General features: G+C 53.6%; 30 protein-coding genes and 1 riboswitch. Of the genes, 5 read left to right on the top strand and 25 right to left on the bottom strand.

Annotated elements, in window-relative coordinates:
• Window positions 1-11 precede the first annotated feature (11 nt).
• The 7 genes from B1A75_RS07605 to B1A75_RS07575 all read right to left on the bottom strand — a co-directional run bounded on the left by B1A75_RS07605 (window position 12) and on the right by B1A75_RS07575 (window position 6,695).
• On the bottom strand, window positions 12-278 hold the full coding sequence (locus tag B1A75_RS07605) for a DNA-binding protein (protein ID WP_307899030.1): 267 nt from the start codon (window positions 276-278) through the stop codon (window positions 12-14).
• A 650-nt stretch (window positions 279-928) separates the two neighbouring features.
• The gene (gene sufB, locus B1A75_RS07600) at window positions 929-2,326 is read right to left on the bottom strand and encodes a Fe-S cluster assembly protein SufB (protein WP_015375743.1); all 1,398 of its coding nucleotides are present in this window, start codon (window positions 2,324-2,326) and stop codon (window positions 929-931) included.
• Window positions 2,327-2,348: 22 nt separating this feature from the next.
• The gene (sufU, locus tag B1A75_RS07595; protein ID WP_074044763.1) at window positions 2,349-2,783 is read right to left on the bottom strand and encodes a Fe-S cluster assembly sulfur transfer protein SufU; all 435 of its coding nucleotides are present in this window, start codon (window positions 2,781-2,783) and stop codon (window positions 2,349-2,351) included.
• Window positions 2,773-3,993 (bottom strand): cysteine desulfurase, encoded by a 1,221-nt coding sequence (locus B1A75_RS07590; protein ID WP_079936024.1) that lies wholly within the window; start codon window positions 3,991-3,993, stop codon window positions 2,773-2,775. Before B1A75_RS07590 ends, sufU begins: the two co-directional genes overlap by 11 nt.
• Window positions 3,990-5,300 carry a Fe-S cluster assembly protein SufD gene (gene sufD / locus B1A75_RS07585; RefSeq protein ID WP_074044765.1) on the bottom strand — a complete coding sequence of 437 codons (1,311 nt, stop codon included), beginning with the start codon at window positions 5,298-5,300 and terminating at the stop codon, window positions 3,990-3,992. The genes B1A75_RS07590 and sufD overlap by 4 nt, the downstream gene beginning before the upstream one ends.
• 17 nt (window positions 5,301-5,317) lie before the next feature.
• Complete coding sequence (gene sufC, locus B1A75_RS07580; RefSeq protein ID WP_011232465.1) at window positions 5,318-6,097, bottom strand: Fe-S cluster assembly ATPase SufC; 780 nt, start codon at window positions 6,095-6,097, stop codon at window positions 5,318-5,320.
• A 235-nt stretch (window positions 6,098-6,332) separates the two neighbouring features.
• Window positions 6,333-6,695: a carboxymuconolactone decarboxylase family protein gene (locus tag B1A75_RS07575; RefSeq protein ID WP_079936023.1), complete on the bottom strand. Its 363-nt coding sequence runs from the start codon at window positions 6,693-6,695 to the stop codon at window positions 6,333-6,335.
• Between the two features lie 175 nt (window positions 6,696-6,870).
• Here B1A75_RS07575 and B1A75_RS07570 point away from each other — a divergent pair, with 175 nt between their 5' ends.
• Window positions 6,871-7,062, top strand: a complete 192-nt coding sequence (locus B1A75_RS07570; protein ID WP_079936022.1) for a hypothetical protein — start codon at window positions 6,871-6,873, stop codon at window positions 7,060-7,062.
• Between the two features lie 127 nt (window positions 7,063-7,189).
• On the opposite strand, the gene B1A75_RS07565 is transcribed toward B1A75_RS07570, so the two are convergent.
• The 11 genes from B1A75_RS07565 to B1A75_RS07515 form a co-directional block, all read right to left on the bottom strand.
• Window positions 7,190-8,041: a MetQ/NlpA family ABC transporter substrate-binding protein gene (locus tag B1A75_RS07565; RefSeq protein WP_079936021.1), complete on the bottom strand. Its 852-nt coding sequence runs from the start codon at window positions 8,039-8,041 to the stop codon at window positions 7,190-7,192.
• Window positions 8,042-8,055: 14 nt separating this feature from the next.
• Window positions 8,056-8,724, bottom strand: a complete 669-nt coding sequence (locus B1A75_RS07560; protein ID WP_079936020.1) for a methionine ABC transporter permease — start codon at window positions 8,722-8,724, stop codon at window positions 8,056-8,058.
• Window positions 8,714-9,742 (bottom strand): methionine ABC transporter ATP-binding protein, encoded by a 1,029-nt coding sequence (locus tag B1A75_RS07555; RefSeq protein WP_079936019.1) that lies wholly within the window; start codon window positions 9,740-9,742, stop codon window positions 8,714-8,716. The genes B1A75_RS07560 and B1A75_RS07555 overlap by 11 nt, the downstream gene beginning before the upstream one ends.
• A gap of 90 nt (window positions 9,743-9,832) precedes the next feature.
• Window positions 9,833-9,942: riboswitch (SAM riboswitch) on the bottom strand.
• A 73-nt stretch (window positions 9,943-10,015) separates the two neighbouring features.
• Window positions 10,016-10,363 carry a sterol-binding protein gene (locus B1A75_RS07550; protein WP_079936018.1) on the bottom strand — a complete coding sequence of 116 codons (348 nt, stop codon included), beginning with the start codon at window positions 10,361-10,363 and terminating at the stop codon, window positions 10,016-10,018.
• Window positions 10,364-10,519: 156 nt separating this feature from the next.
• Entirely contained in the window at window positions 10,520-10,834 is a 315-nt protein-coding gene (locus tag B1A75_RS07545) for a thioredoxin family protein (RefSeq protein ID WP_079936017.1), read from the bottom strand.
• A complete protein-coding gene (locus B1A75_RS07540) occupies window positions 10,831-11,190 on the bottom strand; it encodes a toprim domain-containing protein (protein ID WP_079936016.1) in 360 nt (119 codons plus the stop codon). The genes B1A75_RS07545 and B1A75_RS07540 overlap by 4 nt, the downstream gene beginning before the upstream one ends.
• Window positions 11,191-11,585: 395 nt before the next feature.
• On the bottom strand, window positions 11,586-11,969 hold the full coding sequence (gene gcvH, locus B1A75_RS07535; RefSeq protein WP_079936039.1) for a glycine cleavage system protein GcvH: 384 nt from the start codon (window positions 11,967-11,969) through the stop codon (window positions 11,586-11,588).
• Between the two features lie 94 nt (window positions 11,970-12,063).
• Window positions 12,064-12,441 (bottom strand): arsenate reductase family protein, encoded by a 378-nt coding sequence (locus tag B1A75_RS07530; protein ID WP_079936015.1) that lies wholly within the window; start codon window positions 12,439-12,441, stop codon window positions 12,064-12,066.
• Between the two features lie 138 nt (window positions 12,442-12,579).
• Window positions 12,580-14,364, bottom strand: coding sequence for an acyl-CoA dehydrogenase family protein (locus B1A75_RS07525; RefSeq protein ID WP_079936014.1), 1,785 nt, complete (start codon window positions 14,362-14,364; stop codon window positions 12,580-12,582).
• 87 nt (window positions 14,365-14,451) lie between these two features.
• The gene (locus B1A75_RS07520; protein ID WP_079936013.1) at window positions 14,452-15,624 is read right to left on the bottom strand and encodes an acetyl-CoA C-acetyltransferase; all 1,173 of its coding nucleotides are present in this window, start codon (window positions 15,622-15,624) and stop codon (window positions 14,452-14,454) included.
• A 27-nt stretch (window positions 15,625-15,651) separates the two neighbouring features.
• On the bottom strand, window positions 15,652-18,039 hold the full coding sequence (locus B1A75_RS07515) for a 3-hydroxyacyl-CoA dehydrogenase/enoyl-CoA hydratase family protein (RefSeq protein ID WP_079936012.1): 2,388 nt from the start codon (window positions 18,037-18,039) through the stop codon (window positions 15,652-15,654).
• Between the two features lie 188 nt (window positions 18,040-18,227).
• Here B1A75_RS07515 and B1A75_RS07510 point away from each other — a divergent pair, with 188 nt between their 5' ends.
• Entirely contained in the window at window positions 18,228-18,377 is a 150-nt protein-coding gene (locus tag B1A75_RS07510) for a YuzL family protein (protein WP_011232479.1), read from the top strand.
• Window positions 18,378-18,516: 139 nt separating this feature from the next.
• Here B1A75_RS07510 and B1A75_RS07505 read toward each other — a convergent pair whose 3' ends face one another.
• Window positions 18,517-19,434, bottom strand: coding sequence for a proline dehydrogenase family protein (locus tag B1A75_RS07505; protein WP_079936011.1), 918 nt, complete (start codon window positions 19,432-19,434; stop codon window positions 18,517-18,519).
• A gap of 166 nt (window positions 19,435-19,600) precedes the next feature.
• On the opposite strand from B1A75_RS07505, the gene B1A75_RS07500 reads away from it, so the two are divergent.
• Window positions 19,601-19,858, top strand: coding sequence for a hypothetical protein (locus B1A75_RS07500; RefSeq protein WP_079936010.1), 258 nt, complete (start codon window positions 19,601-19,603; stop codon window positions 19,856-19,858).
• Between the two features lie 15 nt (window positions 19,859-19,873).
• Window positions 19,874-20,209, top strand: a complete 336-nt coding sequence (locus B1A75_RS07495) for a spore coat protein (protein ID WP_079936009.1) — start codon at window positions 19,874-19,876, stop codon at window positions 20,207-20,209.
• Between the two features lie 213 nt (window positions 20,210-20,422).
• On the opposite strand, the gene B1A75_RS20530 is transcribed toward B1A75_RS07495, so the two are convergent.
• From B1A75_RS20530 to B1A75_RS07470, 6 genes are all read right to left on the bottom strand, one after another.
• Window positions 20,423-20,557 carry a hypothetical protein gene (locus tag B1A75_RS20530; RefSeq protein ID WP_255358742.1) on the bottom strand — a complete coding sequence of 45 codons (135 nt, stop codon included), beginning with the start codon at window positions 20,555-20,557 and terminating at the stop codon, window positions 20,423-20,425.
• A gap of 99 nt (window positions 20,558-20,656) precedes the next feature.
• Entirely contained in the window at window positions 20,657-20,851 is a 195-nt protein-coding gene (locus B1A75_RS07490) for a hypothetical protein (protein ID WP_079936008.1), read from the bottom strand.
• A gap of 229 nt (window positions 20,852-21,080) precedes the next feature.
• Entirely contained in the window at window positions 21,081-22,460 is a 1,380-nt protein-coding gene (bioA, locus tag B1A75_RS07485) for an adenosylmethionine--8-amino-7-oxononanoate transaminase (protein WP_079936007.1), read from the bottom strand.
• Entirely contained in the window at window positions 22,450-23,166 is a 717-nt protein-coding gene (gene bioD, locus B1A75_RS07480; protein ID WP_079936006.1) for a dethiobiotin synthase, read from the bottom strand. Before bioD ends, bioA begins: the two co-directional genes overlap by 11 nt.
• Before the next feature lie 2 nt (window positions 23,167-23,168).
• Complete coding sequence (locus B1A75_RS07475) at window positions 23,169-23,732, bottom strand: biotin transporter BioY (RefSeq protein ID WP_079936005.1); 564 nt, start codon at window positions 23,730-23,732, stop codon at window positions 23,169-23,171.
• A 453-nt stretch (window positions 23,733-24,185) separates the two neighbouring features.
• Window positions 24,186-26,018 carry a pyruvate kinase gene (locus tag B1A75_RS07470; protein WP_079936004.1) on the bottom strand — a complete coding sequence of 611 codons (1,833 nt, stop codon included), beginning with the start codon at window positions 26,016-26,018 and terminating at the stop codon, window positions 24,186-24,188.
• Window positions 26,019-26,416: 398 nt separating this feature from the next.
• Between B1A75_RS07470 and B1A75_RS07460 the strand changes: the two genes are divergently transcribed.
• On the top strand, window positions 26,417-26,667 hold a 251-nt coding region (locus tag B1A75_RS07460; protein ID WP_139761716.1), incomplete at its 3' end, for a DUF4277 domain-containing protein.

The raw sequence follows: 26,667 nt of genomic DNA, 5'->3' as shown, positions 1-26,667 counted from the left end.
CGATCCATCCTTCACTTTTTTTCTTTCTGGATACTTCCCATATCATACGGCCGGTATTTCTTGCGCAGTTCCTTTAGCTCTCGGGCAAGGGCTTCAACATCAGTCCGGAAAAACAACTTGTCTTTTTGGAAGCTTTTGATTGGCGTTATTCTTCCTGATTCGATGAGTTTGCTAAGGCGTTGATATGTCACGCCCAGGATCTCCAGTGTTTCAGCGACCCCGAGGACTTCACTTTTAATGAAGTCCTCGAGCTCTTTTCTTGTTGTGAAGTGATACATCACAATGTTTCCTCCTCATCTGTTCCGGAAGTACGAGACAATGTATCGAATCCCCGCAATCCCCCATACAACAATAACGATCAATAACACGATGTCCAATATGCCAAGATGTCTAAAGTCAGTGGCCACGAAAAAACGTACGGCAACAAACGCCAATAAGATGTTTGCGATCCAAGCTAATTTTGACATACATTTTGGGAGATGATAATATTTTTTATACAGAAGCCCTTCCCGAAGGTCGGGCTTCCGTTTGGGCTTATTTGCGACGTTTCTTTTTGGAGCGTCGCTTTTTCTTTTGGTTTCGTCCTTCTAGGAAGGCGATGGCCGCTAGGACGAAACCGGCGATACTTCAAAGCTTCTCCATGGTGTCCGCCACTTCATCCTCTCCCTGTCGTTCACCTTCTTTCTGGATTTTATGATAACAAACCTATTGTTATATTATAATAGGATTAACAAAAAAATCCCTGCCAAATCGGCAGGGGAAACAATCACACAACAGTCGTTTTTCACTCTGACACGCACCTCCATGTGACTCAAAAAATGGAGGATGAGGCACTGGAGTTGTATCAGCGGTACACTGAAAAATAAATTGCGGGTGTTTTGTGGGTGCGGCGCCCACAAGCGAGCGCTGCACCCTTTATTTATCAAGGTTATCCGATGCTTCCTTCCATCTCAAACTTGATCAAGCGGTTCATCTCGACCGCGTATTCCATCGGCAGCTCTCTTGTGAACGGCTCGATGAAGCCCATGACGATCATTTCCGTCGCTTCCTGCTCGGAAATGCCGCGGCTCATCAAGTAGAACAGCTGCTCTTCCGACACTTTCGACACTTTCGCTTCGTGTTCGAGCGAGATGTTGTCGTTTAAAATTTCGTTGTATGGAATTGTATCCGATGTCGACTGGTTGTCGAGAATCAACGTGTCGCATTCGATGTTCGAGCGCGAGCCGGACGCTTTGCGGCCGAAATGGACCATGCCGCGATACGTCACCTTGCCGCCTTGTTTGGAGATCGACTTCGAGACGATCGTCGATGACGTATTCGGGGCCAAATGGATCATTTTCGCCCCGGCGTCTTGATGCTGCCCTTTGCCGGCGATGGCGATCGACAGCGTCAAGCCGCGCGCCCCTTCGCCTTTTAAGATGACGGCCGGGTATTTCATCGTCAATTTCGAGCCGATGTTGCCGTCGATCCATTCCATCGTCGCATTTTCTTCGCAGACGGCGCGCTTCGTCACCAAGTTGAAGACGTTGTTCGCCCAGTTTTGGATCGTCGTGTAGCGGCAGTAGGCGCCTTTTTTGACGATGATTTCCACAACCGCGCTATGGAGCGAGTTCGTCGTGTAAATCGGCGCTGTGCAGCCTTCGACGTAATGGACGTGAGCCCCTTCGTCCACGATGATGAGCGTCCGTTCAAACTGCCCCATGTTTTCCGAGTTGATGCGGAAGTACGCCTGAAGCGGCGTATCGACTTTGACGCCTTTCGGGACGTAGATGAACGAACCGCCCGACCAGACGGCCGAGTTGAGCGCGGCAAATTTGTTGTCCGTCGGCGGCACGACTTTGGCGAAATACTCGCGGAACAAGTCTTCGTTTTCCTTCAGCGCCGAGTCGGTGTCTTTAAAGATGACGCCGAGTTTTTCGAGATCTTCTTTCATGTTGTGGTAGACGACTTCCGATTCGTATTGCGCCGAGACGCCGGCCAAATATTTTTGTTCCGCCTCTGGAATCCCTAATTTATCGAACGTCGCTTTGATCTCCGCCGGCACTTCATCCCACGAGCGGCCCGATTTTTCCGTCGGCTTGACGTAGTACGTAATTTCATCGAAATCGAGGCTTGACAAGTCGCCGCCCCATTGCGGCATCGGTTTGCTGTAGAAGATGTCGAGCGCTTTTAAGCGGAACTCGAGCATCCATTGCGGCTCGTTTTTCATCCGCGAAATTTCTTCGACGACTTCGCGCGTCAGGCCGCGTTGGGCGCGGAAGACGGAGACGTCTTTATCGACGAAGCCGTACTTGTATTCACCGATTTCCGGGGCTTTTTTCGCCATCTCGGTTCACCTTCCTTCATGTTCATGATTGTTGCAGCCCTTTTTCGAGCGCTTTCCACGCCAAGGTTGCGCATTTAATGCGGGCTGGAAATTTAGAGACGCCTTGGAGCGCCTCGATGTCGCCAAGATCGACCGAATCGTCGTACTCTTTCCCTTGGATCATGTCGGAAAAAATGTGGGCGAGCCGAAGCGCTTCCTCCACCGTTTTTCCTTTGATCGCCTGCGTCATCATCGACGCCGACGACATCGAAATCGAACAGCCTTCCCCTTCAAACTTGACGTCGGCGACTTTTCCGTCTTCGACTTTCATCGTCAAGTGGATGCGGTCGCCGCACGTCGGGTTGTTCATGTTGACATCGACGTTCGTTCCTTCAAGCACCCCGCGGTTGCGCGGGTTTTTATAATGATCCATAATGACTTGGCGGTAAAGCTGATCCAACGGATGGTTAGAAGACATGGCTGAAGTACTCCTTCGCTTTCTGTAATGCCGCAATGAACCGATCGATTTCTTCTTTCGTATTGTACAAGTAAAAACTTGCCCGGGCGGTCGCCGTCACGCCGAGCCATTTCATGAGCGGCTGGGCGCAATGGTGGCCGGCGCGGATGGCGATTCCTTCGGCGTCAAGGACAGTCGCCACATCGTGCGGATGCACCCCGTCGATGTTGAACGTGACAAGCCCCGCCCGCTCTTTCGGGCCATAGACGGTGACGCCTTCGATGTCCGCCATTCGTTCAAGCGCATATTGCGCCAGCTCATGCTCATGGGCGGCGATGGCGTCCAAGCCCACTTGTTCAAGGAAATCGATCGCTGCGCCAAGGCCAATCGCCCCGGCGATGATCGGCGTGCCGCCTTCAAACTTCCACGGCAGCTCTTTCCACGTCGAGTCGTACAGCTCGACAAAATCGATCATTTCGCCGCCGAACTCGATCGGCTCCATCTGCTCAAGCCATTTCTTTTTGCCATATAATACGCCGATTCCCGTCGGCCCGCACATTTTATGGCCGGAAAGGGCGAGAAAATCGCAATCGAGCGCCTGAACGTCAATCTTCATATGCGGAGCGCTTTGCGCCGCATCGACGACGACGACCGCCCCGCGCTCATGGGCGATGCGGGCGATCTCCCGCACCGGGTTGATCGTCCCGAGCACGTTGGACACATGGGCGATGGCGACGATCTTCGCCGCTTTGGTGATGGTCGCCTCGACATCGCGCAAATCGATCGTGCCGTCTTCCTGCAGCGGAATGTATTTCAGCGTTGCGCCCGTTTGTTTTGCCAGCTGCTGCCATGGGATTAAGTTGCTGTGATGCTCCATGTACGTAATGACGATCTCGTCGCCTTCTTTGACATTGGCGCGCCCGTAGCTTGAGGCGACCAAGTTGAGCGACGCCGTCGTGCCGCGCGTGAAGATGATTTCCTGCGCCGATTGCGCGTTTAAAAACCGCCGCACTTTTTCGCGCGCGCCTTCGTACGCGTCGGTCGCCTTCGTCCCGAGCGTATGGACGCCGCGGTGGACGTTCGAGTTGTACTCGCGGTAGTAGCGGTCAAGCGCCTCAATCACCGGCAGCGGCTTTTGCGATGTCGCCGCGCTGTCAAAATAGACGAGCGGATGGCCGTTCACCTGCTGATGCAAAATCGGAAACAACGCGCGAATTTCATTGACATTCATGATTGAACTTTCCTTTCAATCACTTCAATTAATTGGTTTTTCACGCCTTCAAGCGGAATCGCCTCGACAACCGGCGCCAAAAAGCCGTGGATGATGAGCCGTTCCGCGTCGCGTCTCGGAATGCCGCGGCTCATTAAGTAATACAATTGAATCGGGTCGATGCGGCCGACCGACGCCGCATGGCCCGCCATGACATCGTCTTCATCAATGAGCAAAATCGGGTTCGCATCGCCGCGCGCTTTTTCGCTCAGCATCAAGACGCGCGACTCCTGCTCGGCGTTTGACTTCGACGCGCCGTGCTCAATTTTGCCGATGCCGTTGAAAATCGAGGTCGCGCTGTCGCGGACGACGCCATGTTTTAAAATGTAACCTTCCGTATGCTTGCCGTAATGGACGACGCTGGTCGTAAAGTTTTGCACTTGCTCGCCGCGGCTGACCGCGACCGTTTTCGTATCGCCGAACGAGCCGTCGCCGACAAGGCGGGTGATGTTCTCGGAGACCGTGTTGCCGTCATTCATCAGCCCGAGCGCCCATTCGATCCGTCCGTCGCGCCCAGCGATGCCGCGCCGATTGACATACGTCGTTGTGCCTTTCGCCAAATGGTCGACGGCGGCGAAAAAGACGCTTGCGTTCGCTTGGGCAAACACCTCGGCGACCACATTGACGACCGCTTTTCCTTCTCGGCTTGCCGATATATAGTTTTCGACAAACACGACGCGGCTGTTGTCTTCCGCGACAATGATCACGTGGTTAAACAAGGCGATGTCGTCTTCGTCTTGAATATAGACCGCCTGAAGCGGCGTTTCAATCTCCACGTTTTTCGGGACATAGACAAACACGCCGCCGTTGAGCAGCGCCGCGTGGAGCGCAACGAGGCGGTGCTCATCCGGCTTGACCGCTGTCATAAAATAGTTTTTCAGCAAGTCGCCATGCTCGCGCGCTGCCGTGAAGATGTCGGTAAAGATGACGCCTTTTTCTTTTAATTCATCGGACAGCGACACATACGCCGGCGTATGGTTGCGCTGCACGTACAAGTTTTTCGTTCCTTCGCCCGCTTCAATGAGCGCCTTGACCGCTTCCGGCAAATCGTCTAAGGCAGCATACGGCGCGCTGTCGACCGTGTGGCGGGCAAACTCGGTGAAATTCCATTTGTCAATTTTCGTCTTCTCCGGTTTCGGAAGCGGCAGCCGCTCCGTCAGCTCGAGCGCCTCAAGACGCCGCGCCGTCAGCCAATCCGGCTCGCCGCGCCCGCTTGAGAACGTGCGGATGTATGTTTCATCGAATGGGATTTTCGTTTCTGTCGCCATAATCCTCCTCCTAACGCTTACGCTTCTTGTCCGACCGTTTCGTCTTCGATGCCAAGCTCTTTTTTGATCCAGTCGTACCCTTCCGCCTCAAGCCGCTGCGCCAGTTCCGGACCGCCGGACTTGACGATGCGCCCTTGCATCATGACGTGCACGTAATCCGGCGTGATGTAGTTCAACAGCCGTTGGTAGTGGGTGATGATCAAACAGCCGAACTCGCTGCTGCGCATTTCGTTAACGCCTTTGGCGACAATTTTCAGCGCGTCAATGTCCAATCCGGAGTCGATCTCGTCCAAAATGGCGATTTTCGGCTCAAGCATCATCAGCTGCAAAATTTCGTTCCGCTTTTTCTCCCCGCCCGAGAACCCTTCATTCAAATAGCGGTGCGCCATATCCGGATTCATTTCAAGAAACGCCATTTTTTCATCAAGCTTGCGGATGAATTTCATGAGCGAAATTTCGTTGCCCTCGCCAAGCCGGGCATTGATCGCAGCGCGCAAAAAGTCAGCGTTCGTCACCCCGCTGATTTCGCTCGGGTATTGCATCGCCAAAAACAGGCCGGCGCGCGCCCGCTCGTCGACTTCCATCTCGAGGACATCTTGGCCGTCAAGCGTCACCGATCCTTCTGTCACTTCATATTTCGGATGGCCCATAATGGCCGATGCCAGCGTCGATTTCCCCGTTCCGTTCGGACCCATGATGGCGTGGATTTCCCCGCCTTTGACTTCCAAGTCAACTCCTTTTAAAATTTCTTTTCCCTCCACGGCGACGTGGAGATTGCGAATCGTCAAGACTGCCATGCAACATACCTCCAATTCCCGATTGAGAGTCATCCTAGCTCGCTGGTCTTCTAGCGATCGCTCATTCTCATTTTATTCTCATTACAATTTTATAACAAATGAAAACTGTCTGCAACTTTCCCGCTCTGTTTTCACTATGACCGTGTGAAAAAACAGCGCCTTTTATTATTTTACACGAAAACCGCAAGCTTGTACGAGTTTTTGCAAAAAAAAAAGACCCCGTTTTTTCCGGAGTCTAGTGAGTCGTCCGCAGCTCGCGGAGGCATTCTTGCACGAGCGTCACCGCCTGGCTCATCGCCGCCCCGCCGCCAAACGCGGCCGCCACCGCGCACGCTTCCAAAATTTCTTGTTCGGACGCTCCTTCATCGAGGCAGCCTTTCGCATGGTAAATCGTGCAATATTCATCCTGCGTCGTCAAGCTGATGCCAAGGGCGATCAATTGTTTTTCTTTTTTCGACAGCGCTCCCTCAGCAAAACAAGCTTCCGTAAATGCGTTAAACCGTTCCGCCACGTTTGGAAGTTTTTGGGTAAACACTCCAAGCCCTTCCTTGTAGTGGCGAAGCGCCGTTTCGACCGATGCATGTGTTCCGTTGTTCATCTCCGTTTTCCTCCTTTGTTCGTTTCTGCTGTTAGTATGCATGGAGGAAAACGAAATTAAACAACGAATAGTATTCAAAGCATGTGGAAACATCACCGTTTCGCTAACATAGATGGAACGTCATGATGAAAACCGCCTGTTCTGTTCAACTTCCATCATAATGGGAAAGGGGGAAATGCCATTGATTCGTTGGGTTGTCTTTGCCTTAACAGCCGCTGCCGCTTCGTTTTTGGCGTGGATCATCATCGGCAACACCCTCGGTGAACGAGGAGACGGCGCCTTCAGCTTAACGGCGGTGATCGCCCTGCAAAACTGCGTCATCATCGTGATGCTCGCCGCCGTACTGGCGCGCTTGAACGGCCGATGAGGCAGTGGAAAAAGCGGGTCGGCGGCGGCGTCCTCGCATTGAGAGCCGTTTTGAACTTTGCCGCTTTCTTCGTGTAAGGGGAGCGGCTTTTTGGGGACAAAAAAGAAACGGAAGCGAAACGCTCCCGTTATTGATTGTTTTCCGCCGCTGGAATGACGGCGCCGTGGTATTTTTCTTTAATGAAATCTTGGATTTCTTTCGATTGCAACACTTCGACAAGCGTTTTAATTTCTTTCCGGTTTTCATCGCCTTTGCGCACCGCAATAATGTTTACATACGGATTGTTTTTCGGCGACTCAACGGCGATCGGGTCTTTCGCCGGATCCAAACCGGCATCAAGCGCATAGTTGGCGTTGATCAGAACCGCATCACCTTCGCCGTTTTTGTAAATTTGCGGCAGAAGCCCGGCGTCGACATCGGCCTTAAATTTTAAATGCTTCGGATTTTCGATGATGTCATTGACCGTCGCTTTCGTTTTATCGACGCCCGGTTTCAATTTAATGAGCCCTTTTTCTTGCAGCATCGATAAAATGCGGCCATGGTCGGCGACCGAGTTGCTCATGATGATCGTCGCGCCGTCCGGCAGTTCTTCAATGCTTTTATATTTTTTCGAGTATAAGCCGATCGGCTCGATATGAATGCCGCCGGCGTTGACGAAATCATAGCCATATTCTTTCTTTTGCGATTCTAAATACGGAATGTGCTGGAAGTAGTTGGCATCAATTTCTTTATCCGCCAACGCTTTGTTCGGCAAGATGTAATCTTGGAATGTGATGATTTCCAAGTCAATGCCTTTTTTCTTCAAAATCGGTTTCGCTTTTTCCAAAATTTCCGCATGCGGCACGTTCGAAGCGCCGACTTTCAGTTTCACCAATTTGCCGTCTTCGCCGCCTTCCGCGTTGTCGTTATTGTTGCCGCCGCATGCCGCCAAAGCGAGCACAAGAATGGCAGCGAGCAAAACACCCAACCATTTCTTCATCGATCGTTCCTCCTTTATCGTTTATCTATTTTCGAAGTGACAAAGTCACCGATCAACTGAATGACAAACACAATGACTAGAACCAACACGGTCGCAATAAACGTCACATCGTTATGGTTGCGCTGGAACCCTTCCAAATACGCCAAGTTCCCAAGCCCGCCGGCGCCGACGACCCCAGCCATCGCTGTATAGCTGACGAGCGACACCGCAGTGACGGTAATGCCGGAGACAAGCGCCGGCAATGACTCCGGCAGCAACACTTTCCAAATAATCGTCCACGTTGAGGCGCCCATCGCTTGGGCTGCTTCGATGACGCCTTTATCAATTTCGCGAAGAGCGATTTCGACCATGCGGGCATAAAACGGCGCAGCCCCAATGACGAGCGCCGGCAGCGCCGCATTGGCGCCAAGCATCGTCCCGACGAGCCATTTCGTAAACGGAATGAGCAAAATAATTAAAATAATGAACGGAATGGAGCGGAAAATATTGACGAATGCGGCGATGACCGCATTGGCCGCCCGATTCTCCCATAGGTTGCCCTTTGATGTCAAAAATAAAAGCAATCCGAGAATGATCCCGAGGACGAAAGTGGCCGCCACCGCCACTCCCGTCATATACAGCGTCTCGACCGTCGCCGCCCACATCGTCTCCCATTGCACGTTCGGCAGGAGGTTAGCGAGCATCGTGAATCACCTCCACCGCCACTTGCTGGCGTTGAATATAGTCAAGCGCCCGGCCGATTTCATCCTTCGCCCCGTCGAAGTGCACGAACAGCACCCCATAGGCGCCTTGATGGGTTTGCGAAATTTTTCCTTGCAAAATGTTGACATCGACGGCAAACTGGCGCACCACTTCGGTGATGAGCGGCTTTCCGGCGGCCGCGCCGACGAACGTCAGCTGCGCGATCAGCCCGCTCGGGTATTGGCCAAACAAATGGGAAATCGCTTCTTCTGTCTCCTCCGGCTCGATCAGCTGCTTGACAAACCGTTTCGTAATCGGCTGCTTCGGATGGCGGAAGACGTGCAGCACTTCTCCTTGCTCAACGATTTTGCCGCTTTCCATCACCGCAACGCGGTCGCAAATTTTGCGGATGACGTGCATTTCATGGGTGATGATCACAATCGTGAGCCCGAGCCGCTTGTTGATGTCGACAAGCAAGTCTAAAATCGCATCGGTCGTCTGCGGGTCCAACGCCGATGTCGCCTCATCGCACAGCAAGACTTTCGGGTTGTTGGCGAGCGCCCGGGCGATGCCGACCCGCTGTTTTTGTCCGCCGCTTAGCTGCGACGGGTATGCATCCTCGCGCCCGGAAAGGCCGACAAGCTCGATCAATTCATCAACCCGCTTGTTCCGCTCCTCCTTCGGGACGCCGGCAATTTCAAGCGGAAAGGCAATGTTTTCCCGGACCGTGCGCGACCAAAGCAAGTTGAAATGCTGGAAAATCATCCCGATTTCTTGGCGCGCCTTGCGCAGCTCCCGACCTTTGATGCGCGCCATATCGCGCCCGGAGACGATCACTCGGCCGCTCGTCGGCTTCTCGAGCCCGTTGAGCAATCGGATGAGCGTGCTTTTCCCCGCGCCGCTGTAGCCGATGATGCCGAAAATTTCCCCTTCGCGAATCTCAAGCGACACGTGGTCGACGGCCGTGACCGAGCCGTTGGCGGCTTGATATATTTTCGTCACTTGTTCGAGTGTAATCATCGTTTCACCTTCCTTCCCCCAAGGCGGCAGAGCGCAAAAAGAAAACCTTTCTGCCCGCAGAGAACAGAAAGGTATTGTGCACCATTCCGTCTCTTATCTCTCAAAGCAGGCCGCTTTGTGTGAATTGGCACCATTTCAGCAGATGCGCTGACGGTTGCCGGGCTTCATTGGGCACATCCCTCCACCTCTCTTGATAAGAGCGCAACAATCGCCTATTCAATTGATTACGAGTGTGATTGTATCATTGCTTGTCGAATCGTGTCAACATATTTTTTATCCGACGTGCCGATACGGCTTGGCCAAATGGAGGAGCGACTCAAGCAGCAACATATGGCGGAAGCTTCCTGACACGTACACTTCACGCAGCCGGACGAGCTGCTGCAACTTCAGTTCGCCGTTTAGCAAGGACGCGAGCGCTTCTTTAGAGCCGCGCACCGTCAATGTTTTCCGTTCATCGTTTTCCATCCCTCTAGCGGCTGATTCCTTGCCGATCAACAGCAAGGCGGTTTCGTCATCGCTTTCAAACCGAACACACAGTTGCTCATCCGGCACAATCGGCAACAAATGGCGCAATACTTGCATCCGTTCCACGAACTGCCCGACCAATTCACGCACTTCCATTGAACATCCTCCCCCTATCTCTCCTTGTCTCCTTAATATTTCCATGCAAAGGGGGAAGAATCCTTTACAAAAATCTCGACAACCGTGATGGCGAAAAGGCACTAGTTTTGTCATTTCCCAAGAAATATGTCAAACGGCGTCAAAAAAAGCAAATCGTCAGTGCGGCAAACGGGCTTGAATCACTTCGTACAAATACGGAACGGAATGAAAGGCATACCACTTGCCTGCGATCGTTCCGTCCCTAAAAAGAAGCAGGCAAGGAACGCTTTCAATTTTCCACTCAGCCGCCTGCTCAGGGATATAGTTGATGTCCGTTTCGTAAAACGGCAGCGCCGGAAACAACTGTTCCACCACAACAAGCATTCGCTTCGCCAGCTGGCATGTACCGCACAGCGGTGTATACAAATAAAGGGCTAGGAGCGGCTCGTCTCTCACAACCCGTCTGATCTCTTTTCGGTCAATCGGTTTCACTCGCCTCTTCCTCTCATGAGCGATTCGATGCGGACGTCGAAATGAGCGCGCAACAGTACTTGCGCCAAATGCCAATGCGGGGCGGTCGCCACTTCGCGATACGCCCGGTCAATGTAAATATGCTCTGCCTCTGGAAACATACGGCGAAACTGCCGGCGCAATTTTTCCCCCGCCTCATCGGCATCGGCCAACACGTATACATCGTATCCTTCCAGCTCATCAGCCAGCTCCTCAAGGCGCGCATCACTGATCGTGCCGTTTGTGCAGACGATGACGACCGGTTCGTTCAGCACCGCCGCCACCTTTTGCTTGTCTGATCTCCCTTCGACGATGATCACTTTTTCCGTCCGTCGCATGTCCGACCCACCTAACTTCAAAGAGGATACTATTATTGTATGTCCTGCGCCGGCCAAATGTTGAAAAAGAAAAGCAACGGCCATCCACCGTTGCCTTCTTCACATCATCCCGCTTTCCCGTCACAATCGACATCTATTGCATCTTTTGATCCGGTTCAACGGTAGCGGTCGCGTCTTTCAACATTTTCATATCGGGTTGTCAACTCGACAGACGCCCCCGAAGCAGAAGGGCTGATCCGTCGCCCAAGCAGCCGAGCAAGCCGCCGGTCAGCTTTCCGGTCTCCCAGCCTGTACTATGGATGAACATCGGTGGCAGCGTCAGCGCGAGCACCTCTGTTCCATCAAAATTTAGTATGTATATCGGGTTCCGGAATCAAAGCGAAAGCGGCACGAACTTATCCTTCGTTGATCATCGCCTCGTATTGCTCGGCCGTCAACAAATTGTCGATTTCGCTCAAATCTTTCGGTTTGACGACGATCATCCATGCTTTGTCATACGGCGATTCGTTCACATATTCTGGATTGTCGTTCAGCGCCTCATTCACTTCGACCACCGTGCCGCTGACCGGCGCGTACAGTTCCGAAACGGTTTTCACCGACTCGACGCTGCCGAACGGCTCGTTCGCCGTCAGCTCCGTTCCAACTTCCGGCAGTTCGACAAAGACGATGTCGCCCAACTCCGATTGGGCAAAATCGGTGATCCCGATCCGCACGTTGTCTCCTTCCACGCGCACCCATTCATGTTCTTTCGAGTAACGAAGTTCTTTCGGCGTGTTCATCGAATCCCTCCATTGCGACAAAATGTATTCCTTTTCATCATAACCGATTTTCCGCAAAAACTCACCGAATCCGCCCTATTTCTCAAAAAATTTTTTATGTCGCCGCCGGCGGCCGCTGAGCGAAAAACGCCTCATACTCCTGTTCGCGAAATCCGACAACAACCCGCTCGCCATCCGTTAAAATCGGCCGTTTCACCAGCATTCCATCGGAGGCGAGCCAGTCAAGCATCTCCTCTTCCGAAGCGCGATCTAGCTGATCTTTCAGCCCGAGCTCGCGGTATTTCATCCCGCTCGTGTTAAAAAATTTCCTAAGCGGCAGCCCGCTTTGGCGGTGCAAACGGGCGAGCTCCTCTTTCGTGAGCGGCTCGTCGACTAAGTGCACCGTCCGCACGTCAACGCCGTGTTCATCGAGCCAACGCTTCGCCTTTCGGCACGTTCCGCATTTTGGATACCAATAAAACGTCAGCGCCATCGCCATTCCCCCTTTTTAACAGTGTTGGATGATCCATCATCCGCGGCCGAGTTGAGCGCTGTCACATCCGCTTCACCCAAACTGAACGCCCGCTTCTTATAACAAGAAGTACCAGGCCATGCCTGGTACTTCTCATTATCACACAATATACCGTTCCGCTTCAATGAGCGCGGCGGCCGCTTCGCGTTTTTTCGCGATCACGTTGATCGGCGTATGGCGCGTCAGCCGGCGGAGAGCTGCGAGCATCATCCGAAGCGTATCGCCTTGTTCGACGGCGACGAGTGTTTCTTTCGCATGGGCTTCAATTTCATTGAACGCTTCTTGGCAGAAAATTTGCGTATACAACACTTTTTGTTTGTTTTTCTCCTCACCGCTCGCTTGAATCGCTTTTTCCGTGCGCAACAAGGCTGACTCCATCGCGTAAATGTTCGAGACGATGTCGGCGATGTTGACAAGCACTTCTTGCTCTTCTTCAATGCGCTGGCCATACTTTTGCGCCGCTAAGCCAGCCACCATCAGGGCGATTTTTTTCGCGTTGCGCACAAGGTATTTCTCTTGATCAAGCACACCCGAACCCGGCTCTTCCGCCGTCATCATCATCAGCTCTTCTTGCAGCTGCTGCGCTTTTTGGAAGAGCGGCAACTCGCCTTTTACCGCCTTTTTCAAATACATGCCCGGCACGAGCAGGCGGTTGATCTCGTTCGTCCCTTCAAAAATGCGGTTGATGCGCGAATCGCGGTAGGCGCGCTCGATTTCGTACTCTTGCATAAAGCCGTACCCGCCGTGGATTTGCACGCCTTCGTCAACGATGTAATCGAGCACTTCCGTAGCGAAAAACTTGTTCAACGAGCATTCGATCGCATATTCGGCGATCGACTTCGCCACTTCCTTGCCATCTTTCGCTTTTTCCGCATCAAGCAGGCCCATCCGTTCATCGAACAAACCGACCGTGCGGTAAACCGAGCTTTCGGCGGCATACAGGCGCGATGCCATGGTCGCGAATTTTTCCTGCGTGAGTGTGAATTGGGAAATCGGCCGTTTGAATTGCTGGCGCTGATTGGCGTATTTGAGCGTGATCTCCAACGCCCGCTTCGCGCCGCCGACCGCCCCTAACCCAAGCTTGTAGCGGCCGATGTTCAAAATGTTGAAGGCAATGACATGGCCTTTACCGACTTCACCGAGCACATTTTCTTTCGGCACCGGCACATCTTGCAAAATGAGCGTTCTTGTCGACGAGCTTTTAATCCCCATTTTCTTTTCTTCCGGACCAGTCGAAACGCCCGGGAAGTCGCGTTCCACGATGAACGCGGTGAAATGCTCGCCATCAACTTTCGCATAAACGACAAACACATCGGCAAAGCCGGAGTTCGTGATCCATTGTTTTTCCCCGTTTAGAATGTAATGCGTGCCTTCCGCGTTTAATCTCGCCGTCGTTTTCGCGCCAAGAGCGTCAGAACCCGATCCCGGCTCCGTCAAGGCGTAGGCGGCGATTTTTTCGCCGGTCGCTAAATACGGCAAATATTTTTGTTTTTGTTCTTCCGTGCCAAACAACACGATCGGCAGCGATCCAATGCCGACGTGCGCCCCGTGCGAAATCGCAAAACCGCCGGCGGGCGCCATTTTTTCCGCAATGATGGCCGAGCTGACTTTGTCTAGGCCCAAACCGCCGTATTCTTCCGGAATGTCAGCGCTTAACAAGCCGAGCTCGCCCGCTTTGCGGAGCAATTTCACTGAACGGTCAAACTCGTGGTTTTCCAAATGCTCGAGCTGCGGCAACACTTCGTTGTTGACATACTCTTCCGTCGTTTTGGCGATCATATGATGTTCGTCGGTGAAATCTTCCGGCGTAAAGACGCGCTCCGCCGGAATGTCTTCAATCAAAAAGCTGCCGCCTTTGATCGCTTCTTCCATCGTTTTGGCCATCGTTGATTTCCTCCCCCGAAATAGATCGTGATTGTCCGGGCGGCAACGCCGCCCAGCAGTGCTTTCCTCATCCGAAAAATCGCGAAACTACAGCAGCTCAAACACGCCAGCCGCTCCCATGCCGCCGCCGATGCACATCGTGACGATGCCGAACTGCACGTTGCGGCGCCGCATTTCGTAAAGCAAAGACAATGTCAGCTTCGCGCCCGTGCAGCCGAGCGGATGGCCCAGCGCAATCGCCCCGCCGTTGACGTTGACGATGTCCTCATCCAGCCCAAGCTCGCGGATGACTTGGATGGCTTGCGAGGCGAACGCTTCGTTCAGCTCGATCAAGCCGATGTCGGACAGCTCAAGGCCGGCCAGCTTCAATGCTTTCGGCACCGCGGCAACCGGGCCGATCCCCATCACTTCCGGCGGCACGCCGGCGACCGCAAACGACCGGAACTTGCCGAGCGGCTTCAAGCCGAGCGACTCCGCTTTTTCGCGGTCCATCACCATGACCGCCGCCGCCCCGTCGCTCATTTGCGACGCGTTGCCGGCGGTGACGGTGCCGTTTACCGCAAACGCCGGGCGCAGTTTCGCGAGCGTTTCCATATTCGTGTCCGGGCGCACGCCTTCATCTTGTGCAAAGACGACTTTCTCTTCAACGAGTTTGTTGCCTTCCACTTTGCGCACCACGACTTCCACCGGCACGATTTCTTCATTGAATTTTCCTTCAGCAATCGCCTTGGCGGCGCGCTGATGGCTGCGCACAGCGAACGCGTCTTGGTCCTCGCGGCTGACGCCGTATTTTTTCGCCACTTGCTCGGCGGTGTGCCCCATCGACATGTAGTATTCCGGCGCCTCCTCAGCCAAGCGAGCGTTCGGGCGGACGACATGCCCCATCATTGGCACCATGCTCATCGATTCAACACCGCCGGCGATGACCGTATCGGAATGGCCGAGCATCACCCGTTCCGCCGCATAGGCAATCGCCTGCAAGCCGGACGAGCAATACCGGTTGATCGTGATCGCCGGCACGGTATACGGCAGCCCGGCGAGCGCGCCGATGTTGCGGGCGATGTTCAATCCTTGCTCCGCCTCGGGCATCGCGCAGCCAATAATGAGGTCATCGATATTTCCCTCATAATTTCCTGCACGTTTTAACGTTTCTTTGACGACGAGCGCCCCTAAATCATCCGGCCGCACATGGGCGAGCGTCCCTTTTTTCGCTTTGCCGACCGGTGTGCGCGCTCCCGCGACAATGACCGCTTCTCTCACGCCAATCCCCCCTTGATCTCCTCCGCTTTAGTTGCGGAGCGGTTTTCCTTTGACAAGCATATGCTGCATGCGCGCTTGCGTCTTCGGCTCGCCGATCAAGCTTAAAAACGCCTCGCGCTCAAGATCAAGCAAATATTGCTCGTCGACTGCCGTCCCGTACGGCACCTTGCCGCCGGCTAGAACATACGCCAATTTTTTCGCGATTTTCAAATCGTGCTCGCTGATGTAACCGGAATGGAACATCGATTGGGCGCCAAGCAGCATGGCGGCATAGCCGCTTTCGCCGGCAACCGGCACTTTTTTCCTTACAGGCGGCCGGTACCCTTCCTCATACATAGAGAGCACCGCCTGTTTCGCTTCATACAGCAGATGGTCGCCGTTCATCGTGATGCCGTCGCGGTGATTCAAGAAACCGAGTTCGCGCGCTTCCGCCGCTGAAGTGGACACTTTCGCCATGGCGATCGTCTCAAACACTTTGGCGGCGATTTTGACGTAGTCGACGTCCACACCGTTTGGCAGGCTGTTTAACTGTTTGATGTACAGCTCCTTGTTGCCGCCGCCTCCCGGAATGAGGCCGACGCCGACTTCAACAAGCCCGATGTACGTCTCGGCCGCCGCTTGGATGCGGGAAGCCGCCAAGCTCACTTCCGCCCCGCCGCCTAACGTCATGGCAAACGGCGCGACGACAACCGGCTTCGGGTTGTATTTCATTTTAAGAAGCGCTTGCTGGAACTGGCGAACGGCAAGTTCCAATTCAAAAAAGTTTTCGTCTTGCGCCTCCATGAGCATCATCGCTAAGTTTGCGCCGACGCAGAAGTTTTTCCCTTGGTTGCCGATGACAAGCCCTTTGTAATTGCGGTTGACTTCCTCAAGCGCCTCGTTGATCATTTGGACAATGTCCGCGCCAATCGCGTTGTTCGGCGAATGGAACTCAAGAAGCGCCACGTCGTCGCCGAGGTCAATGAGGCTTGCCCCTGCGTTTTTCTTAATGACCCCGCGCGCCTCTTTCAGCCGGCGGATGTGGATGACTTTTTCGTTTTCTTCTACTGTTTTATACCCGCCCGGCGCATAATAGAACAGCCGGCCGTTTTCCGTTTTATAGAACGATGTGGCTCCGTCGGCGAGCATGTCCGTGATCCACGACGGGATGTCGCGCCCTTCCGCCTGCATTTTGCGCACCGACTTCTCGAGGCCGATCGCATCCCACAGTTCAAACGGACCTTGCTCCCAGCCGAACCCCCACTTCATCGCCTGATCGATCGCCACGATGTCGTCGGCGATCTCCCCGACAAGGCGGGCGGCATACAACAAAGTCGGCGCGATGATGTTCCAAAGGAGCGTTCCCGCGCGGTCGCCATCGGCATACACGAGCGTTTGCAGCTTGGCGGCCGTTCCTTTCGCTTGTTTCGCCATTTCCACTGCCGGAGTAGCGAGTTTTTTGCGGGGCTCGTATTGCATCGTGACATAATTCAGCTCCAAGATGTCTTTTCCTTGTTTGACGAAAAAGCCTTGTCCAGATTTGCTGCCGAGCCAGCCGTTTGCGAGCATCGTCTTCATAAACTCCGGCACACGGAACGCTTCTTTTTCTTCCCCATCGACGTTTTCATACACGTTGTTGGCGACGTGGATGAATGTATCGAGCCCGACGACATCAAGCGTGCGGAACGTTGCGCTTTTCGGCCGGCCGATGAGCGGCCCCGTCACCGAATCGACCTCGCCGACGCTGTAGCCGCCTTGCATCATCTCGCGGACGGTGACGAGCAGCCCGTATGTGCCGATCCGGTTGGCGATGAAATTCGGCGTATCTTTCGCCATGACGACGCCTTTGCCCAGCACGTCTTCGCCGAATGTCTTCATGTAAGCGACGACTTCCGGATCCGTATGCTCGGTCGGGATGATCTCAAGCAGCTTCAAATAACGCGGCGGGTTGAAGAAATGCGTTCCTAAAAAGTGCTTTTTGAAATCATCGGAACGCCCTTCTGCCATCGCGGCGATCGAGATGCCGGATGTGTTCGAGCTGACGATCGTCCCCGGCGCCCGCACCTCGTCGACGCGAGCGAAAACCTCTTTTTTCACCTCCAGCTTTTCAACAACCGCTTCAATGATCCAATCGACTTCCGCGAGCCGGTGGAAGTCGTCCTCAAAGTTGCCCGTTTCAATCAAAGCGATGTTGTCTTTGGACATGAGCGGCGCCGGCTTTTGCTTGAGCAGCCTTTCAAGCGCCTGATTGGCGAGGCGGTTGCGCACTTGTTTATGCTCGAGCGTCCAACCTTTTGCTTCTTCCTCTTTCGTCAATTCCCGCGGCACAATATCCAACAGCAGCGTCGGAATGCCGACGTTCGCCAAATGGGCGGCAATGCCTGATCCCATGACGCCGGACCCGAGCACCGCGGCGCGCCGAATGCGTTTTGCCATTCTTGTTCCCCCTCACACCATTGAATGAATGGTCATTCATTTTTTGGTGAAAAAAATATCGTTGAAACCGCTCTCTATAACTAAATATATAGTATGTTGGTAATTTTCGCAACATATTTGCCGCACATTTTTCCCGACATCGCACTCCGAAATGTTGCTCATACTAACGATCAGGAGGTGAGCCACCGATGGCCCGGTTGAAAAAAAATCCATCTGAACGCGGCGTCAGCGCCGCAAGCGTCAAAGGAAATGCCGGCCCGACGGTCGAAGCCGACGGCGGCGGCAAACGGACAAGCCAAAACCAGCAGTACAAAAAGCACAACATGCAAGGGGACTGACGCCCATGGCGTCAGCTCCCTGCATGTCATGTCTGCAAATTAAGAAAAAACAAAGAGAAGGCGCACGATCTGAACGGCGTTGACCTGAAATTCAAAAAGGCTTGATCGTCCGTTGCCGTTGGATGCCTGTCTTGCGCCCCTACTTGCGGAAGATGCCTTTTAGAACAAACGCCACGTTGGCCGGCCGCTCGGCGAGCCGGCGCATAAAGTAGCCGTACCAGTCCGTGCCGTACGGAACGTACACGCGCATCGTATATCCTTCGCGCGCCAGCTGCACTTGGCGCTCCGGTCGGATGCCGTACAGCATTTGGAATTCAAACTGGCTGTTGGGGATATTGTATTCTTTGACGAGCTGCTTCGTATATTCGATGATGGCGTCGTCATGCGTCGCCACCGCCGTATAGTTGCCGTTTAGCAAATGCATTTTAATGATCTTCTTAAAGTTCTCATCGACATCTTTTTTATCCGGAAACGCCACTTCGGGCGGCTCTTTGTACGCTCCTTTGACGAGCCGCAAGTTCGGGCGGTACGGCTTTAAGTCTTCAATGTCTTGTTCCGTCCGGTACAAATACGCCTGCAGCACCGTGCCGACGTTGTCGTATTCTTTTTTCAACGTTTTAAAAATGTCCAGCGTCTTTTGGCAGCGCGAATAATCTTCCATATCGATCGTCACAAACACGCCGCGCTGTTTTGCCGCATCCAAAATGCGGCGCATGTTGCGCATGACAAGGTCATCGGAAATGTCAAGCCCCATCGATGTCATTTTCAGCGACAGCTGCGAGTTCAACTTCTCCCGGCTGATCGCCTCAATCGCCTCCAAGCAATGGCGCGCCATCTCATTCGCTTCCTGCTCATTGTCGACAAACTCACCCAAATAGTCGACCGTGACCGCCAATCCTTTTTCGTTCAGCTGGCGGATGACGCGCACCGCTTCCTCGATCGTTTCGCCGGCGACAAACCGTGAAGCGCCGAAGCGGAGGCCGTATCGTTTCGCCCATTTCGTCAATGTTTTATTTTTCGATAAGAACAGGAAAAAATCGCGCATCAACTGCTCCACTGTTGCAAGCCTCCTTGTTGTGGAAACGCATTCACCATCCCTTATTGTACCATGTTTCCGCTTCATTGAATATGTTTTTTCTCCGCTCTTTATGTTCTATACGTGTATAATTTTCCCTTCACTGCACAATCTACAAGCGAACAACCGTCGAAAGGAGCGAACAGCGATGCAACAGCAACCACAAATGAACCCGCAGGCGGCGATGCCCGAGCCGCCGCAAATGGTGTCCACAAAAGACGCCATGTATTTTTCCGACATGATGTCATGGAACCTGTTGGCGGCGAAAAAAGCGCACTTTTTCGCCTCGCAATGCCGAGACCCTGAAGTGGTGCAGGCGATCGAGCGCGCTGGACAGATGCATCAGCGCCATTACGAAATGATTTTGCGCCATTTGCAAAACCCGCCGCAGCCGCCGGTGATGTGAAAGGAGGAGCGCCGCATGAACACGAAACAAGTGCAAAATCCGGAGATGCAAGTGCCGAAAACGCCGCAAATGAACGAGCGCGATTTTCTCAATGACATGTTGGCGACGGAAAAATACATGACGTTGTCGTACAGCGTCTTTTTGCATGAAGCGAGCAACCAACCGTTATATCAAGATATGATGAATATTTTCACTGAAACGCAAAACTGTCAGCGCGACTTGTACAATTTGATGTTCAAAAAAGGATGGTACAAGCTTGAAGCCGCTGACCCGCAAAAGCTTCAGCAAACGCACCAGCAGTTCCAAGGATATACGAACCAGCTCCCTTATCAACGGAATGCAATGCAATAAGACAAAGCGAGGGGATGTCCGAACGGCAGACGGACATCCTCTTAGCGCTGCCTGTTTTCGTTTGGCGATTGACTGACATCCGTTGCATCATGCCCATCGCTGGGGCGGAGCAACACAGCCCTCTGACGGCGCCAACGTCGCCAACGTCGCCATCTAGCCTCAGCGAATAAGCATCCCTTTCGCAAACGGGATGCTTATTTTCCGCTGTCAATTTTAATACCACCAACCTGGATACGGCGGGTACGGCGGGTACGGATAAAATGGGCGCGGAGCCAACGCGCCGCCGAGCAGTCCGCCCAAGAAGCCGCCGACAAATGGGGCGCCAAACAACAATCCTGGAAACGGCATCGTTTCTTCTCCTTTCGTTTTTAAATGGAATGCTTTACTCTATTCATATGCGCGAATAAAAAAAGAGGGTGGGCCGTCCGCCCAACCCTTGCCGGTTTCTCACCACCAAATGGGGCCATACCACCACGGATAGAAAAACGGCGGAACCAATGCGCTCCCGAGCAAGCCGCCTAAAAAGCCGCCGAAAAACGGAGCGCCAAAAAACGGAGCGCCGAAGAAAAATGGGCGCGGCCGCCAAACCCACCAGCCCCATGGCCGCCAAATGCGCTCATCCGCCACTTGGAGATGGCTCATCTTGCTCCCCCCTTCCGCTTGCTTTAGTCCCACTGTATGCAGGAAAAACGCCCGCTGCTTAGGTCAGTACCTAGAAGGCTGGTGAAAAACGGCGATTTCTCCCAAATCATCGATCCGTGAATGCAAAGGAAGGCTTCTTCCTACAAGGTCTTTCCATTCAAGAAAATCTTTTGCCCCGCTTTCCAGTCTGCGCCAAAAACAAAAACAGGCGGCTGTCCGCCGCCCCTGCTTATAGAAGCTCCGCGCGCGCCTGTTCGTACAAACAGGCGATCGAATCGAACAAAATGCGCACCGCCTCGGCCATTTCGTCTTCGCTCATGGAAAGAACCGGAATGAACGTCAATACCGGGCCGAGCGGACGGATGACAAGCCCCCTCCGGCGCGCTTCGAGGATGATCCGGTGCTCCACCATGGCCGCGCGCGGAAACACTTCTTTCGTTCTTCGGTCTTTCACGATTTCAATGCCGCACATCAATCCTTTTTGCCGGATGTCGCCGACAATTGGAATTTCATACAACCGCTCAAGCCATTCGGCCAGCCGGCGCGCCTTGCGTTGAACACTGTCAATAAGGCCGCGTTTTTCGATGAGTTCAATGTTTTTCAGCGCGACGGAGCAGGTCAGCTGATTCCCTGTATACGTATGACCGTGGTAAAACGTTTTGTCTTCGTCCACATCGCCGAGAAATGCCGCATAGATCTCTTCCGTGACCAGTGTGGCCGCGAGCGGCAAATATCCTCCGGTGATCGCTTTTCCAAGGCAGACAAGATCAGGCTTCACCTCTTCCTGCTCACAAGCGAACATCGTGCCGGTGCGGCCAAAGCCGACGGCGACCTCGTCGCAAATGAAGAGCACCCCATACCGGCGGCAAAGCCTTTCCACTCCTTTTAAAAACCCGCGCGGATGGACGATGATCCCCGCCGCTCCTTGCACAAGCGGCTCGATGACAACCGCGGCGATTTGGTCATGCTGCTCCTCGAGCACCCGCTCAAGCTCGCGCAAACAATAGCGAACGATCTCCTGCTCGCTTCCGTATTCCTCCATGCGATACACGTACGGCGACGGCACTTCGATCCGCTCAAACAAAAGCGGCGCAAAAATGCGATGAAACGTCTCCATCCCCCCGACGCTCACCGCCCCGACCGTATCGCCGTGGTACGCTTCCTTCAGCGAAACAAATTTGTTTTTCCCCGCATATTTGACCGGGTCGATGTTTTTCCAATACTGATAGGCGATTTTTAGCGCGATTTCCACCGCCGCCGCCCCGGTATCGGAATAAAACACTTTGGACATTCCCGGCCAATAGCCAACGAGCGTTTTGGCGAGCAAAATCGACGGCACATTCGCCGAACCAAGCAGCGTCGAATGAGCGATTTTGGCAAGCTGTTCAGAAAGCGCCGCATTCAACTCCGGATCGTTATGCCCGTGGACATTGACCCATAGCGACGCATAACCGTCTAGGTACCGGTTGCCGTCAACATCGTACAAATAACTTCCTTGCCCGCGTTCAATGATCAAGGGGCGTTCTTTGGCATACTGCTTCATTTGCGTGAATGGATGCCATACGTACTGCTTGTCCCACTGTTCCAATTGCTCGTAGCTATACGCCAACGCCAAGCACCTCCAACAGTTGTTTCGCCTTTCCTTGTTCGATCCACTGCTCAGCTAGGGCTTCAAGTTCCCGCCTGGCCACCGCGGGAAGGAGTGGCACGACCGCCAGCACCGGCAGCCGAAGCAAGGCAGCGATCGTTTCCACGTTGTTTTGGTGGATGATCTCTTGCTCCTGAAACTGATTGAACATCAGGCCAAGCAGACGAATGCCTTGTGCATTCGCATAGGCCGCCGTCGTCACCGCGTGATGAATCGCACCAAGGCTTGAGAGCGACACGAGAATCGCCGGCACCTCATAGTCGCGGACAAAATCGCTCGTCATATAGAATCGTCCGTCGCGCTCGCACCACGGAACAGCCAACCCTCCCGCTCCTTCGACGAGCACCACATCATAGCGCTGCTTCAACCATTCCAACCGTTCGGCCACCCTCTCTGGTTCGATGGACGTGCCGGTCAACTTCGCCGCTAAATGCGGCGACACCGCCGGTTCCATATAGTACATGCCTTCTGATGCGGAAAGCTTCGCCACTCGTTCATACCAATATTGTTCGGCAAACGACACCCCGTCTTCGGCCAGTCCAGTCTGAACCGGTTTAAACACGCTTACGCTCATCCCAAGCTGCTCCAGCGCCAACGCCACGATGGAAGTCACAACCGTTTTGCCGATTTCCGTTCCTGTTCCCGTCATGAAAATTGCGTTTCCCATTCTTATCCCCCCATCCCTCGAGCCATCATGATCGGCCGGATGCGCGGCCATACGCGCGCCGCGATGACAGAACAAACGACGCAAAGCACGAGATCTCCCGGCACCGGAAGAAGAAAGCCGAACCATAGCGTTTGGCCGATGGAAAGCGGAGTCTCCGCGATCCATTTCATCGCTATGTACAGCCACGCGCAGCCAAACACATACACGACCAACAATGCCGCTACATTCGCCATCAATATGTCTCGCGCTCTTGTCCATTGAAAGCGGTGGACGAGCCAGCCACTGATGTACGCCCCAGCAATGAAACCGAGCAAATAGCCAAACGTCGGCTTCCAAATATAACCGAGCCCGCCTCCTTCCGCAAACACAGGCGCGCCCGCCAGCCCAATCAAGACATACAGAAGTTGGCTAAGCGCTCCGATTTTTGGTCCAAGCAGACATCCGGCCAAGTAAACCGCGGCGATTTGCAGCGTAAACGGCACATATGGCACCGGAATTTTGATCCACCCGCCAACAGACGTCAACGCCGCAAACAGTGCAGCCCAAATAAAGGAACGGATGCGCACGTTTCCCCTCCTCCCCAATATTTGTTTCCATTTTGCCTGATGATCCTGTTATTTGTCAACTTAATTTTTATAAAGGTTTACATATAACAAAAAAAATGTGGGGCTCCAAAAAACTGGAACCCCTTTTGACACAGCTGAAGAAAAGCCTATTAAGGATGCTGGCCTCTTCCCACGGCTAAAGTCGTAGGGTTCTTGCGTACGAAAGGGTTTCTCGTACACCTGCGTGCAGCACTCACCATTGTTCTGCAAGACTTTCATGGGCAAACACCTCGATGGCGCTTTGCGCCCTGTGCATCCGATTCAAGCTGCTGTATCGATGAGGGATATCATAAACCATCGGTTCATCCCATATCGAAAGACAGGCTGCGTCCTGCATGGGATTTCTCCGCTTGCGACTTTGTAAATGCTCCAGTAAGAGGACTGACGTGTGGGAATCCCTGCTTTTCCCAAAGCTCAACCTTCATCCTCCCACAAGTGGAACGGATCCATCCGTTCGCCGTCCGTTTTCGGCATCACCGACGATCCGCTCTGCCCCTCTTGTTTTTCCAACAAAAACGCCAATAAGCGCACCGCCTCCGCAATATGCCTTCCCTTGTTCAACATGATGCACTGCGCCTGCCTTCCAAGCGAGACGTCCGAGATTTCCGCGCGCGACGGAATTCCCTTTTTCGCCATTTGTTCAAGCACTTGCGTCGCCCAAATGACCGGGATGTGGGCCGCCCGGCATAGCGCCAAAATGTCGTTCTGTGCGGCCGCAAGATGTTCAAATCCGATCTCCAGGGCCAAATCGCCGCGCGCAATCATCACGCCAAACGCCGGAAACTTCAATCCCTCAAGCAAAATGCGAATGAAGTTATGAAGCGCCGTCCGCGTTTCCATTTTCGCAATCACCGGGAGAGAACCAGCCCCTTGTTCGGCAAGCAAATGATAAAGCTTTCGCAGGTCATGAGGGGCCTGAACAAACGACAGCCCGACGATGTCCGCCCATCTCGCGATGAACGGAATCCATTCAAGGTCGCGGTCGGTGAGCGGCGGAACCGTCAAATGGAGAAACGAATCGGGAAGATGGATGCCCGTTCCTTGCTTAATCGCTTTCCGCTTTCCGCCATCGGCAACGACTTTGGCCTCCACATGCCGCTCGTGCACTTTGACGACCCGCGCTGCAATTTGGCCGTCATTCAAATAAAGGCGGTCTCCCGCCCGCACGTTGCGCCACGCTTTCGCCAACGTCGTCGTCATTTTCACACCGCAGCCATTCTGCGCCTCCGCAAACGCAGCGTCATCGAAATAAATATACAGCGGTGTACCAACGGTGACAAACGCTTTCATTGGAATGAACAAAACAGAAGAAAGGGTGAAAGAAGCCGACCCGCGCCGCAGTTTCATCCCTTTTTGCACATAGGCCGTCCGCGAAAGAAGAACTTTAAAACAAGACGGCGCGATTTGTTCAGTGACCCGCAGTTTTCGTTTTTTTCCGCGCACATCGGTAAACAGCAGTTCATCCCCTTCTTCGACGGTCGCTCCGTCCTCAGCCGTCAACTGCCACAAGAATGAAACATCGCGGGGGAACGGAGACGGCGGCGAGGAAGAAGAGAAGGAAATGATGCCGGCTAACGGCTCCATTGGCTCTCCATATCGATTTTTCTTCACAGAGAGCTTGATCGGCCCCGCGTTGACCGCCAAGCGGGCGACCCGGATTTTGGGCCCCGGCAGATCCATGTAAATGCGGCATCGCCTCCCCTGCAACTGTTGCTCCAACTGCTTCTCGGCTTGACGAATGATGGCCACGAGCGCCTCCCACGTTTCCGGCGAACCGTAGGCGCAGTTGATGCGGGCAATGTCCATGCCATAAAGAAGCAGCCGCTCGATCAGCCCCGGCTCATCCACCCATGCCTCGTCCATCGTCACCATGATGCGCGTCGGCCGAACAGAACTTGGGCTTCCGAACACCGCCTCCGCCCGTTTATGAAGCAACTGTTTCGCTTCCTTTCTTGTCATCTTTCGAAGCGCCCAGCCGCCATCAACCGGCATGCGCAAATATGCCAAAACTTGTTCGATCGCGTCGATGAGATGAGCCTCTTGCCCCTCGAGCCGCCATCCGCTTTCTTCGAGCGCTTCAAGCAAATCCGACGGCATATGCTCCCTCATATATAAGTAAGCAAGCAGCTGATCCCGGCTCTCTTCATGGGATGGAAGAGGAAAATACTTCTGCTTTTGCCCCACCCACTCCGCCATCCCTCGGTAAAAAGCGGCCAAGCGGGCGCCCAAATCTTGTTTGTCGTGCATCGGCGGCACCAACCCTTATGAAAAATGCGGTTTTACTTTTATATATTCGCCGCCACCCCAAATGAGGACAGAAAAAAACCGGCGCCATTCGCCGGTTGAATACGACAGAAACAGGAAATCGTTTTTAGCTATATGATTATTTTTGAACGACAATTTTCATCCCGCATTGGCAAAGCAGTGAATGTTTCAGCCGCCGCAACGGCTGGCCGCACTGTTCACAAACGGCCGGTTTATTCACGCGTTTCCTCCCCTTTGTTGCGTGTTTGGTATCTATTATACGCCCATAATTATTTAAAATCTCACATTTCGCACCCTTCCGACGAAAATCGGGAGGATTTTTTCGTTCCGATGTCGAATGAATCCTTGACACACAAGGAAAGTGAAGGAGTTTTTCTCTCATGGATGTTCAAGTCGAAGCGGTCTATCGCAATTCTTATTTGAATATAATAAGTGCCCTATTCAAGAAACTGGGTCTGCCTCAATTGATTGACCATCTCGTGCCCGTCGATCCGCAGTGCCAAACGCGAGTCAGCGATGCCGTTCAGGCCATCCTCTACAATGTGTTTGACGGCCGGCAAGCCCTCGTTCACTTGGAACATTGGGCTCAGGAGGTCGATTGTGAGAAACTCATCCGTTCCGGGCTCCATCC

The organism is Geobacillus sp. LEMMY01 (assembly GCF_002042905.1).
Taxonomy (GTDB): Bacteria; Bacillota; Bacilli; order Bacillales; family Anoxybacillaceae; genus Geobacillus; species Geobacillus proteiniphilus.
The sequence above is the reverse complement of the archived record's forward strand: the minus strand, read 5'-3'. Positions and strand labels throughout refer to the sequence as shown.